Origin of the sequence: Xylella fastidiosa, assembly GCF_011801475.1 — a bacterium.
GTDB classification, from domain to species: Bacteria; Pseudomonadota; Gammaproteobacteria; order Xanthomonadales; family Xanthomonadaceae; genus Xylella; species Xylella fastidiosa.
On the sequence record NZ_CP044352.1, the window covers coordinates 196365 to 208582 of the forward strand.

Genomic DNA, 12218 nt, shown 5'->3' on the forward strand with positions numbered 1-12218 from the left:
ATGCATCACAATGTTCATCAATCTGAAATCCTAGCAGATCCATGCGATCTTCAGCGGGCTGAACGCTGGCGACAACGCGATTTGCGCGTTCTGTGGCATCCGTGCACGCAAATGCGTGAGCATCCCGACACACTGCCATTAGTGCCCATCGTCCGTGGTGAGGGTGTGTGGTTGGTCGGTCACGATGGGCGTCGTTACCTGGATGCTGTCAGTAGTTGGTGGACAAATCTTTTCGGTCATGCAGATCCCCGTATCAGTGCAGCAATCGCCGCACAGGCCAGGACGCTTGAGCACGTGATGTTGGCTGGTTTCAGCCATGAGCCGGCGGTGCGTCTGGCCGAGGCCTTGTTGCGGCTCGCGCCGCGCCAGGACGGGCGTGAGCCCTTGTCAAAGGTGTTTTACGCTGACAATGGCTCGGCTGGGGTGGAAGTCGCGCTGAAAATGGCTTTCCATTACTTCCGTAATCGTGGTGAAGAGCAACGTACGCGATTTATCGCGTTACATAACGGGTATCACGGAGAAACCATTGGTGCTCTCGCGGTTGGCGATATCCCCTTGTACCGGCGTGTTTATGCTCCATTGCTAACGGAGGTATTGTTTGCTCCCTCTCCTGATGCCTATTTGGCCGAACCAGGTCAAAGCGCCGCAGAATATGCATTACAGGCCGCCGAAGCGTTGGAAGCGCTATTCAAACGTTACTCGGGGCAAATCTGCGCGCTGATTTTAGAGCCACTTTTACAATGTGCAGGTGGCATGCGCATGCACCATCCGGTGTACCTACATCGTGTGCGGGAACTATGCGATGCACACGGTGCCTTGCTGATTTGCGATGAGATTGCTACAGGGTTCGGACGCACTGGCACGCTCTTCGCTTGCGAGCAGGCTTGCTCCGCTATCTCAACGGATACTGATGACAAGGATCTTGGCATCATGCCGGACTTGTTGTGTCTTTCCAAGGGGCTGACGGGGGGGTTCCTACCTCTGGCCGCAGTGCTGACAACGCAGCAATTGTACGAGGAATTTCTCGATGACAGCCGCGAACGCGCTTTTCTGCATTCACACAGCTACACAGGAAATCCACTGGCTTGTATTGCAGCGCTAACGACACTGGATATCTTCGAAAATGATTGCATCATCGAACGCAACCAAGTCACTGCAGCACGTATGACGCAATTGGCTGCGTCACTGTCCGGGCATCCGCACGTTGCTGACGTGCGCCAGACCGGGATGGTCGTGGCATTTGAGTTAACTCGTGACGGCAACAAGCGGACACCATTCCCGCCACAGGCACGGCTTGGCTTGCACGTTTACCGTGCTGCGCTGGCGCGTGGAGTGATCCTGCGTCCGCTTGGTGATGTGGTGTATTGGATGCCTCCCTATTGCGTGGATGAGCAGCAACTGCATCTGCTTGCTGAGACCACGCGTGTGGCAATTGACGAAGCTATCGCATGCGTTTGAGTCGTTGTCATGTCAATGTGCCCCTGATTCTTGGCAACGAAATAATCCTCCCAGAATTGGTTGCTAACCACCTTTTGCGTGTGCTGCGTTTATGCGAGGGCGATACCTGTGTACTGTTCAACGGTGACGGCCATGATTATTTAGCACGTCTTATTGCCACAGGCAGGCGCGAGGCGTGGGCACGCATTGAAGGCGTTTCCGAGGTGTGTAATGAATCACCACTGGCGATTACCCTGGTCCAAGCAATCACACGCGGTGAGAAAATGGATTTGATTGTGCAAAAGGCAACGGAATTAGGCGTTGTCGCAATCGTGCCAGTTGATACTGAACGCAGCGGGGTGCGCTTGGATAGCGAACGCGTAGCCAAACGGCTGGCACACTGGAACAACGTGGTCATTTCAGCGTGTGAGCAGTGTGGCCGCACGCGCGTGCCAGAAGTACAGATGCCGCGTGCATTGCAAGTGTTGCCGGAAATACTTGATCCGGACACGTTGCGCCTGATTCTCGACCCGAAAAGTGAACATCGATTGTCAACGCTATCAAGGCTGACACCAGTTGAGGTCATCATTGCGATTGGCCCCGAGGGTGGTTGGTCGCCTCGTGATCTTGAAATACTCAAAGATGCAGGTTTTATCGGTTTTAGCTTGGGGCCGCGTATTTTGCGCACTGAAACAGCAGGATTAACCGCCATCGCCGTGTTGCAAGCACAGCTTGGTGACCTGTAGCGCATATGATTGATGTGGCATCTTGCACTGGAGTTGCATGGCGGCTACAGGTGATCACATGTGCTGCTCTATCGTTGATTGGTTGTAGCACCGTATGGGCAACGTATTGTTTGCTGTGACATATAAAGATGCGTGATGAGATGATGAGCGACGTGGGAATCAGTGATTCTCGGCAAGATGCTTCCGGTCACCACATCGGCCATAAAGTCATTACAGAGTCAGTGACACCGTCACATGAATGGTCCGTATGTAAAGATGGGTTATTAGGGATTTTTATTTTTATATTACTTGATTTAATGTTCTTTGTTTTTGTAATCATGCGCAGTCATACTCTTAAGGTCAGAATGTTGGTTTGATAAAATGTATTCTCTGATTTAATTTCGTGATGCTAAATCAATCGACATCATTTTCTGGAGATTTGTAGCTTGTATTTTCTTGGTGAGATCAGAATAAGTATGATTTCTTCCATCACCATCAATACTGACCGATGATTGTTATCACATACTTCGTATTTAATCGGTGCTTAGATACGCTGATGATTCTGCGGGGTGGGGCGAATAAGAGATAGGTGGCGTACTATAGAAGATGGTATATGATGATTCCCATCACGGATCTTTAATATTGATTAGGCAGCGATGTTACAGCTAAATTTGGTGTGAGGCTCTCACTAGGAGTAGATATTGAATGACGAAATCAATGCTTAGTGATTCGTACTTTTTATTGTCGAATTTATAAGCTATTACAGAATGCTATTGTCTTTCAGATTGAAATTCGTCGTATGTGGATATGGATATTTTATAAGAAAGTGTTCCAGTTCTACTGGAGAGGGTGGAGATTTTTTGTTGAAGTAGTTGTGTGATGAACAGTACTTGATAATTAATGTTCGATTTCCAGGGGGTGATCTTTATGCCATTGTGAGGAAAATCATCGTAGTATGTATAAATGTGCTGGAGTCTATTTTTGGTGCTTGGAGTAGAAACGCGATGCTTATATCATTCTGATTATTTTATGATGGGTTTGTGAATGTCTCTCATTGAATAAAAATTAATCGAATGGATGGGTTATTTAAAGGAAATTTTCGTTTATTATATTACTCATTTTTTGAATGTCCAGGTCTTCTATTTATTATATTAGAATGATTTTCTGAGTGGTTTTTTCAGCATCATATTGAGTGGATGCAGTTGATCCAGCATCTATGACGCAATGTCTCGTAACGGCGATGGAAGTCCAATAGAGCCTGGCCAATGTGGTGCTGGTGGTGTATCTCGGTACATTCAGTTTTGATGAAGGTGTCGCTTCGTGGGGGGGGGGCTGTGTCGGCCTGGTAGGTTCATATCACCACGATAGCAACGACTCCTGTAGACTATCCGTGCTTGCATAGCAACCGTCCTTTTTCCTGCAGGATGCCGTGCGCTTGACGCGTTTGCGCGCCGCTCCTAGTCCGATTCTTTTCGCCTTGCATGCCGATCGTACGCTTTGGTGCTGCGTTCGTCCTTATTAATTTTTCTCGCAGCGCGGTTTACGGGAACGCTCCGAGTTACCACGGTACGATGCGTCGGTTTTGATTGGCGCAAGTGCAAGTGCTTTTCAGGAGTGTTCTGAATGAACTTCGAAACTTTGGGATTGTTGCCTTCCTTACTTCGTGCTCTTAGCGAGCAAGGTTACGAAATACCGACCCCAATTCAGCAGCAGGCGATTCCATTGGCATTAGCTGGCCACGATTTGCTTGCTGCCGCGCAAACAGGGACAGGTAAGACGGCTGCGTTCGGCTTGCCTGTATTGCAACGATTGATGGCCGCTTCATCTAATGTTGGTGCCGGTAAGCCGCGTGCTTTGGTGCTGACACCGACCCGTGAGCTGGCGACTCAGGTCCACGACAGCCTACGTGGTTACGCTAAGTATCAACGTGTATCAAGTGCGGTGATTTATGGTGGTGTGGGGATGGGGAATCAGTTGGATGTGCTGCGCCGTGGCGTAGATTTGTTGATTGCCTGCCCGGGTCGTTTGATTGATCATATTGAACGTCGCAGTGTGGATTTGTCAGGCGTCGGGATTTTGGTATTAGATGAGGCTGATCGCATGCTTGACATGGGTTTCCTCCCCTCAATTAAACGTATCCTCGGCAAACTACCGCGGCAGAATCGCCAAACTCTGCTGTTCTCTGCGACATTTGCTGAGCCGATTAAACAGTTGGCGTTAGAGTTTATGTGCCGCCCACGCGAGGTGATGGTGGCGTCGCATAACACCGTTGCTGAGACCATTACGCATCGTGTGCATCCTGTCGATGTTAGCCGCAAGCGTGAATTGTTGTTGTATCTATTGGCTCAAGATAGCAGGGAGCAGACACTGGTGTTCGTGCGGACCAAGCATGGCAGTGACAAGCTTGCTACGTTCTTGGAGAAATACGGAATCAAGACAGCGGCGATTCACGGTAATAAGACTCAGGGCCAGCGTCTGCGTGCATTAAACAGTTTCAAAGCAGGGCGAGTTACCGTGCTGGTGGCCACTGACATTGCTGCGCGCGGAATTGATATTGACCAATTGCCAAAAGTGATCAATTACGATTTGCCTATGGTGGCTGAGGATTATGTGCATCGCATCGGGCGTACTGGACGCAATGGTGTGCAGGGAGAGGCAATTTCATTAGTCACTCAGGAGGATGCTAAGTTATTGCGTCAGATCGTGCGTTTGCTTGATCGTGACATGGATATTCGCGATGTGCCGGATTTCGAACCTCAAGTCCCGATCCGTTGGGGTAACAGTGCTCCGGGAAAGAGTAAGCAGCCTGCTGGACAGCACCCACCACGTAAGAGTCAACATCGGCGAGCATTCGGCAAAGCATCTGTGCATACGACGCCTGCTTTAAAAAAACAATCAGGTGTACAACATAGCAATGGGTCCCGTAATCGTGATGGAATGCTCCCGGTTCATCAGCGTGGTTGATCTTTGCCTTACATATTGGTAATCACAGCAGAGCATAGTGCCGCTATGCTCTTACTGTATTTTCGTTGCATGACAGCACTATGGATATTTTTAAGGTCTTCATTATCGAAGCAGCACACCGTTTGCCTCATGTTCCTCCTGGGCACAAGTGTGCTCGTTTGCACGGGCATTCTTTTCGAATTGAGGTGCATGTCAGTGGTGCATTAGAGTCTGATACTGGGTGGATCATGGATTTCAGTGATTTGAAGCGTGCTTTCCAGCCGATTTACGATCAACTTGACCATCATTACCTCAATGAAATTGAGGGGCTTGAAAATCCAACCAGTGAGCGGTTGGCGATTTGGGTATGGGACCGGCTCAAGCCAGTGCTGCCTGCATTGACCGAGATAGTGGTGCATGAAACCTGTACTTCGGGATGCCGTTACCGTGGTGGTTGATTCACCTCATCAAGATATTGTCGTAGGAATGGTGGATCTGTCTCTAATCCCTGGAAAATCGAATTACTGTCATGTAGCACGTGCTTCTGAGTTCATATGTCCTAAGTGATATTTGTCTTGGATATGCGGTAAATCAAATGATTGGTAGGGCCGAAAAATCTTGAGTGTTTTGATCGTGCTACCCAATGAGTGTTGCTTCCATTCTGCGTGTCGCGTTGATGTCACAACAGGATATCGTCAGCGTTACTATTCATTGAAATTCTCATTGATGTTCGAACAGGTTGATTATCAATGCTTTGTGTGTTGTTACATGTGTTAGTTGTTTCTTATTCTTTATGTAGATCACTGAGATCATTGGTTGCGTTAAAGTTTCTTTTTAATCAAGAATGTCATATCCATCTTCTGCGGTATTCTTGGAAAGTCAGTCAGTGATCCTTGATTAACTTCATGTTGTAATCCGCATATGGACATGAGGATGTTACTCATGGTGATGCACACATATGAAGAGGTTCACACAGTGTCTATGCTGGTCGGTGCATTGACTTCACGTTGGTTGTGTTGTGCATCTGATGTTGCCCATCTATGGCGATGCCACAATGTTGTTTCGTTGTTCAAAATATGAACTACGCATCATGCAGGATGTGATGTCCTGTAATTCATCCTGAAAGATTCTGGGTCAACATAAGCGTGTCTAATACAAGGGCCAACTATCTGTCCGGCCCTTTCTGCAAGTGGGTTCGTGAAATACCGCGTCATGTTTCCGCAGCCCTCATTTGAGCGCGGAATTGGCGGAACACACTAGGAGCGAGGTAGGACTCTTCAGCTTGTTTACATAAGCCGTGCTTGGACAAAGCTTGGCACACGTTGTTGTGCCATTGATGCTTGTGCTTGTACGCTCTGTTGGTGTGCCGTGCCTGCCAGGATTGGTCAAGGTTTCATCGAAGACAGTGATGACTATCGAAGATTGAGTATATGCCGATCCAGTGTCCAAGCCTTACGTTGTTATCGTTGATGTCGGCAGATTCTTTGACTTATATCTGTACACTCTGATGATAAACGCTGCTTCTCGGTTATACGCTCATTTTTTGTGATCTTGTTTCGGTGCATTGTCGATTTTTTCAAGATCTTGCATCAGATCATCCGTTAACGGCGCCATCTTTTTCTGGATTGCGACCATCAGGTTTTGCATCAATACCGGAGTTTTGTCGAGCAGGCTTTGCCCTGCTGAGCTTTCGTAGAATTTAGTCATTGCAAGTACATCTTCACGGCTGAAACTGTGCTTGTATAAGTCTATGTATACTGGTTCTAGTTCTGACCATGACATTGCTTTGCGGATTCTCTGTTTGGAGCGTTCCAGGATTTGCACCATTTTTGCTTTTTCTTCCGTGCTTAGAGTGTGTTTTGCAGCCATCTGGTCAAATTGTTTCTCCTCCATTGTCTCAAGCTGAGGTATCATCGAATCGTGTATAGCCTGCATGCGTGAAACTGATAGCAGGCGGTTTACATCTGCATCGCTGGGTGGCGTGGCTGTGGCGACTAGAGGCATTGCAATAGTTATGGCAATGAACAAAGCAAGGCAGCGGAGCCGCTGTAATGTGGTCATTGATGTATCTCCTGAGTAATTAATCCCTCCCCATCATAACGTATTGTGATACGCGTTTTGGTTACTTTGCCGATACAATGGCGGCGTGTGCGATGATTCTCTGTTCATATGACTTGTCAGGATGGCTCCTGACGAGGGGATTGCTCAGAGGCTTGCGTGTGTTTCCGATGCAGGCGAGAAAAATGTCAACACGGTTGTGTCATGCAGTGGGGTTACTTTTTATCGTGGATGGCTTGTTGTTTCAGCTTGATGTGCTGCGTGCATATCTTGGTCACTTGTAATGATCGACTCTTGTATTGGTATTGGGCGAAGGTGCATTGATTATCTAATGTTCATTGCTTCCGTTATTAGAGCCATCGCAGTGAGGATGCTTGTATACGTTTAGCCTATATCATCAATGCTGTTTGTGTAGCACCAAAGTGTTGTGTTGCTATGCGATCCAGCTCTAATATCCGGTTGCCTTGCATCAATGCCGAGTGTGAGTTTAGCGGACGTAAGTGCGGGGCTTTTTCGTTTTATTGGGAGTCGCAGTGATTCAGACCGAACCGACGTTGCCTCCGGTGACCCAGATCGATCCCTTGCGAGAAGCATTTCCAGAGAATATGCCGTGCATGCATGGCCCCTTGGTTCGTTGGTTGGGCCGTACTGTGCTTAAATTGGGCGGTTGGCGCCTCATTGGGCGCCTCCCCAATCAGGGTAAGGTCGTTATCATCGTTGCTCCGCATACGTCATATTGGGACGGTTTTTTCGGTTTCGCTTGCAAATTTGCAGTGGGTGTTGAAATGCGCTCGCTCATCAAGTCCAGCTTGTTTTGGTGGCCTTTAGGCGCGTTGCTGCGTTGGGTTGGCTGTATTCCCTTGGATCGTCGCCTTCCTCAGGGGACGGTGAGTCAGGCAGTACGTGCGTTTCGTGACTCCGAACGTATGTGGTACATGCTTGCTCCGGAAGGCACGCGTAAGCGTGTGGAGCGCTGGAAGCATGGCTTCTGGAAGATTGCCAAGTATGCTGATGTGCCGGTTCTTCCGGTGTATATGGATTATCCTAGCAAGACAATCGGTATTGGTGATCTTTTTTGGCCAAGCGATGACATGGAGGCTGATATTGCTGCAATCCGTGCTTGGTACAGCCCTTGCCGTGCCAAACATAGCAACAGGGTTTAATTAATAACTGCCGTGGTATTGCGGCGTTTGGGCTTGCCAATCATCGTGCTGTGTGATGGTGGCGTGGAAAAATCGCCGCATTTTTAGTTGAGTAGCCAAAAATTTTGGTGCAGTTGTTCTCTGGATCGGTTTATTTTATTTTAAATTTCTTTGTTTTCTTGTGGTGATAGAGCTTCTTCTTGCTTGGCTTAAAGTCAATTACTCACTATTGCTGCATTTAAGTTATATCGGTCATTACTCATTTTTGATGATGACAGTGCGCTGGTTTTGAATGGCACTGAGGCAGATTTTTTTTATAGAAAATATTAATCTTGGGATGGCATGAAGTATCAAGGATTATGGATATGGGGCGTCTATTCTTTACTTTTGATGGCTTGATGCAAGTTCCTAAAGTGTTTGGCGATCCAGCTTGTTTGTAATGCTCCGCCATACATAACAGCAAGTTACGCATGACCTTTACTTAGAGGATGGATGCGCTACTTCTTTGCGGTACTGCTGTGCGAATCAGCTAATGATGAGGAGATGTTATTCCCTTATCAATATTGCGACTACAAACAGGCAGAAATACTTGTGGTGTGATGAATGATTTGATCTTAGATCATAGCCGTGGCGACTTAGCTCCGTCTTCGTCTTGGTCTGTAGTTCGGCTGAACGGGATGCTATCTGGTGATACTGCGCCACCGGAGATGATGAAACTCATTGCTTGATCCACGCTCCAGTTGGTGGGTGTGAGTTGTTCTACAGGGACGATTTCGAGATAGCCAGAGGTTGGATTGGGCGTGGTTGGCACGTAGACCGCTGCCAGTTCCTGTCCAGTATCGCGGTCGCGTATGACCCGTGTTACCAAGCCGACTGCTTTCATGTCTCGATGCGGGAAATCAATCAGTACCACTCTTTGAGTGCTACCCGGTTGGGTCTGCAGAATGTCTAATAGTTTGCGGGCGCTGTCGTAGATGACGCTGGCGAATGGGATGCGGCGCATGATTGCTTCGAACCAGCGCAGTAGGCGCTGCCCGATCATGCGTCGGCTGAGTGTCCCTACGAACAGGATTGCCAGCAGTGTAACCCCAAGAGCAATTGTATTTTGCACCCAGAGTGCTTGAATCCAGCCAAGGTAGCCAGGAAAAGAGGCAGCAATGCGCTCGGACAGTGGCACGACCCAAGGACTGCTGAAGCCTGAGAGAAGCGAGAATACAAATTTAACGACCACCCATGTCAGCCATACCGGCAGTAGCGTCAATAAACCGGTGAGGAAGATGCGTTGCAGCGAGGGGCGTTGTGGAAGTGAGGAGGGATCTGCGGACATGCTGTTATTGTAGGGAAGAGTGGGTCACGCAGGTCAATAATAGTTTCAGTGTATTGCTCATGATCAGGATGTTCTGCTGATATTAGATTTCAGAACTATGGTCGTTTGGCTGGTTTTTCCGGATACCCGCTGGTATTTGCTTCCTTACAGCGGTAGTGGTCATGTGTTTTATTTCGAGCACACACCTAGAGTCTAGAACTTTCTTGCTGGGAGCAGTTCGGTCTAGTGAGTATCAGGGACAGTAGGATATTTCCGACATGGACTGTACGTGTGCGGTAATGGACACCCTTTTAATTGTGCTCCAATGCTGTTGTATGCCCGGCGAGCACAGGTGACAGCCAACAATGTGAGCCAAGTGCGGTGAATCCGGCTGCGGTGAAACGGCGCCGATACCAGCGTGCTTGGCGTGACTGAAAGCCTATCGTGTCGCCTTCGAATGCGTCTTCGGCAGTGAAGATTTCCAGAAATGCGACACCGTTGCATAGTTCCACAAATCCTGGGAGTGCGCGTGTCAGTTCACGCGTTGCAACGTAATGCAGTACGTCTGCGCATACGAGCAAGTCCACCGGAGCACATGGACGTAGCCAGGAAAAATCACCGATCTGTGCTATATGCAGGTTGCGTTGCAAACCATAGCGGTTTACCGCGTAGTGACTACTATCGAACCCTAGATAATGTATATGTCGGCGTAGCCTGAGTAATGGTTTGCGCCAGGCTCCCTCGCCGCAGCCGATGTCCAGGACACTGCGGATCGGCCGTTCCAAGTAATACTCCGCCTGTGATACTGCTAGTGCGACCTTGCGTCTCAATCGTGCTGGACTACTTAGTTTTGTTTGACGGTACCACTGGTCAAAATAGCGATCATCATACGATTTACCTGTGTTGGACACTTGTTTCCGATGCGATGTTGGTAAAAATGCTGAGTATCCTAATGTGAATCGACGGAGTTAACACATGGCTTTGTATTTTTGGGTCAAGACTTTCCATCTACTGTTTGTGATTGCTTGGATGGCTGCTGTCTTCTATCTGCCGCGTATCTTGGTCAATGTTGCTGAAACCGATGGTCAGCCGGCGGTGCAGGCACGCCTGAGGCAGATGGGGCGGCGTTTGTACATCTTTGGACACATCATGTTTGGGTTGAGTGGCTTACTTGGTGTGTTGTTGTGGTTGGGGTATCGGGTGATTCCCGCATTTCCGACGATGGTAGGAGACGGCAGCGGTTGGCTGCATGCCAAGGTTGGGTTGGTCGTATTAATCCTGGTGCATTACATCGTGGCTGGGTACTGGCTTAAGCGGGTCGAGCGTGGCGGCGTGCTGCCGGGGGCAGGTGCGCTGCGCGTGTTCAATGAAATCCCGGTGCTTGTGCTGATCGGCATCCTTTGGTTGGTGTTTGCCAAACCTTTTTGAATCAGCTTCATTCAGTGCGGTGACAGTGGCCGATCGCTTCCATTGGGCTTTGCTGAATTTTGTCGACGCATAGCGTTCGCGCCGCCGTAGCAGGTTGCTGGTGATTGGGATGTTATTTTTCCCGATGCTATTTAAGTCTCTTTGAGCCGCTCAGTACGGGGCGGCTCAATGGTTCTCGTAGGCCCCATAAGTGCGCAGGCGCTTGTGACGCTGATTTAGAAGCGTTACCAGCGGAACTTTATCCAATGCTTCGAGTTCATTGAGTAGCACTGCTTTCAGGCGGTTCGCCATCTGTTGCGGATTACGATGAGCGCCACCAATGGGTTCGCGGATCACTTTGTCTATTAGACCGAATTCTTTCAGTCGGCGTGCAGTGAGGTTGAGTTGTTCAGCGGCATCGCTCGCTTTGGCAGCATCTTTCCATAGGATTGAGGCGCAGCCCTCGGGGGTGATGACGGAGTATGTGCTGTACTCAAGCATCAGGGTACGGTCACCGATGCCGATCGCCAAAGCACCACCGGAACCGCCTTCGCCGATGACGGTGCAGATGACGGGAATTTTTAGCTCGGCCATTTCAATCAGGTTGGTGGCAATGGCCTCGGATTGATTACGTTCTTCAGCGTCGATACCAGGCCAAGCACCCATCGTATCGATGAAAGTCAACAAGGGAAGACCGAAACGCTCAGCTAGCTTCATCAAGCGCAATGCTTTACGGTAGCCTTCGGGTTTAGGCATGCCGAAGTTGCGCATCAAGCGTTCTTTATTGTCACGTCCTTTTTGATGGCCGATAAGCATCACTGGACGGTGGCCGATGCGGGCAAGACCTCCAACGATTGCTTTATCGTCGGCTAAGGTACGATCCCCAGCTAGTTCTTGGAATTCGTCGCAGACAATGGAGATGTAATCCAGGGTGTAAGGACGCCGTGGATGCCGAGCGAGTTGTGAGATTTGCCAAGCCGATAAATTACGGAAGATCTGTGCAGTACGAAGACGCAGTTTGTTTTCAAGCGCACGTACTTCGATGTCGACATTGACAGATGGACCTGCACTGGCGGTGCGCAGGTCCTGAATCTTGGCTTCCAGGTCGGCGATGGGTTGCTCGAAGTCGAGATAGTTTGGATTCATGGCAAACCGTCTTTGACGTAGGGTGGCAAGTGTAGCGGAATAACGTTGCAATCC

At 49.0% G+C, this 12218-nt stretch carries 9 protein-coding genes and 1 pseudogene; 6 read left to right on the top strand and 4 right to left on the bottom strand.

Annotated features, from left to right (window positions below):
- From bioA to queD, 4 genes and pseudogenes are all read left to right on the top strand, one after another.
- Positions 1 to 1458 carry an adenosylmethionine--8-amino-7-oxononanoate transaminase gene (gene bioA / locus F7G16_RS00795; RefSeq protein WP_012382421.1) on the top strand — a complete coding sequence of 486 codons (1458 nt, stop codon included), beginning with the start codon at positions 1 to 3 and terminating at the stop codon, positions 1456 to 1458.
- On the top strand, positions 1449 to 2183 hold the full coding sequence (locus F7G16_RS00800; RefSeq protein WP_004087165.1) for a 16S rRNA (uracil(1498)-N(3))-methyltransferase: 735 nt from the start codon (positions 1449 to 1451) through the stop codon (positions 2181 to 2183). Before bioA ends, F7G16_RS00800 begins: the two co-directional genes overlap by 10 nt.
- A gap of 1602 nt (positions 2184 to 3785) precedes the next feature.
- Positions 3786 to 5087, top strand: a pseudogene (locus tag F7G16_RS00805) (DEAD/DEAH box helicase); the annotation flags it as partial.
- Between the two features lie 119 nt (positions 5088 to 5206).
- Positions 5207 to 5563 (top strand): 6-carboxytetrahydropterin synthase QueD, encoded by a 357-nt coding sequence (queD, locus tag F7G16_RS00810; RefSeq protein WP_004572991.1) that lies wholly within the window; start codon positions 5207 to 5209, stop codon positions 5561 to 5563.
- A gap of 1078 nt (positions 5564 to 6641) precedes the next feature.
- Here the strand turns inward: queD and F7G16_RS00815 are convergent.
- Positions 6642 to 7166: a DUF2059 domain-containing protein gene (locus F7G16_RS00815; protein WP_004572990.1), complete on the bottom strand. Its 525-nt coding sequence runs from the start codon at positions 7164 to 7166 to the stop codon at positions 6642 to 6644.
- A gap of 530 nt (positions 7167 to 7696) precedes the next feature.
- Between F7G16_RS00815 and F7G16_RS00820 the strand changes: the two genes are divergently transcribed.
- Entirely contained in the window at positions 7697 to 8326 is a 630-nt protein-coding gene (locus F7G16_RS00820; protein WP_012382423.1) for a lysophospholipid acyltransferase family protein, read from the top strand.
- A gap of 598 nt (positions 8327 to 8924) precedes the next feature.
- Here the strand turns inward: F7G16_RS00820 and F7G16_RS00825 are convergent.
- Together F7G16_RS00825 and F7G16_RS00830 are read right to left on the bottom strand one after the other, a co-directional pair.
- Positions 8925 to 9632 carry a DUF502 domain-containing protein gene (locus F7G16_RS00825; RefSeq protein ID WP_004572987.1) on the bottom strand — a complete coding sequence of 236 codons (708 nt, stop codon included), beginning with the start codon at positions 9630 to 9632 and terminating at the stop codon, positions 8925 to 8927.
- Between the two features lie 290 nt (positions 9633 to 9922).
- Positions 9923 to 10522, bottom strand: a complete 600-nt coding sequence (locus F7G16_RS00830; RefSeq protein WP_011097525.1) for a class I SAM-dependent DNA methyltransferase — start codon at positions 10520 to 10522, stop codon at positions 9923 to 9925.
- Positions 10523 to 10586: 64 nt separating this feature from the next.
- Between F7G16_RS00830 and F7G16_RS00835 the strand changes: the two genes are divergently transcribed.
- Positions 10587 to 11039: a CopD family protein gene (locus F7G16_RS00835; RefSeq protein WP_004572985.1), complete on the top strand. Its 453-nt coding sequence runs from the start codon at positions 10587 to 10589 to the stop codon at positions 11037 to 11039.
- 165 nt (positions 11040 to 11204) lie between these two features.
- Here the strand turns inward: F7G16_RS00835 and F7G16_RS00840 are convergent, their stop codons facing one another.
- Positions 11205 to 12164: an acetyl-CoA carboxylase carboxyltransferase subunit alpha gene (locus F7G16_RS00840; RefSeq protein WP_004572984.1), complete on the bottom strand. Its 960-nt coding sequence runs from the start codon at positions 12162 to 12164 to the stop codon at positions 11205 to 11207.
- Between the last annotated feature and the right edge of the window lie 54 nt (positions 12165 to 12218).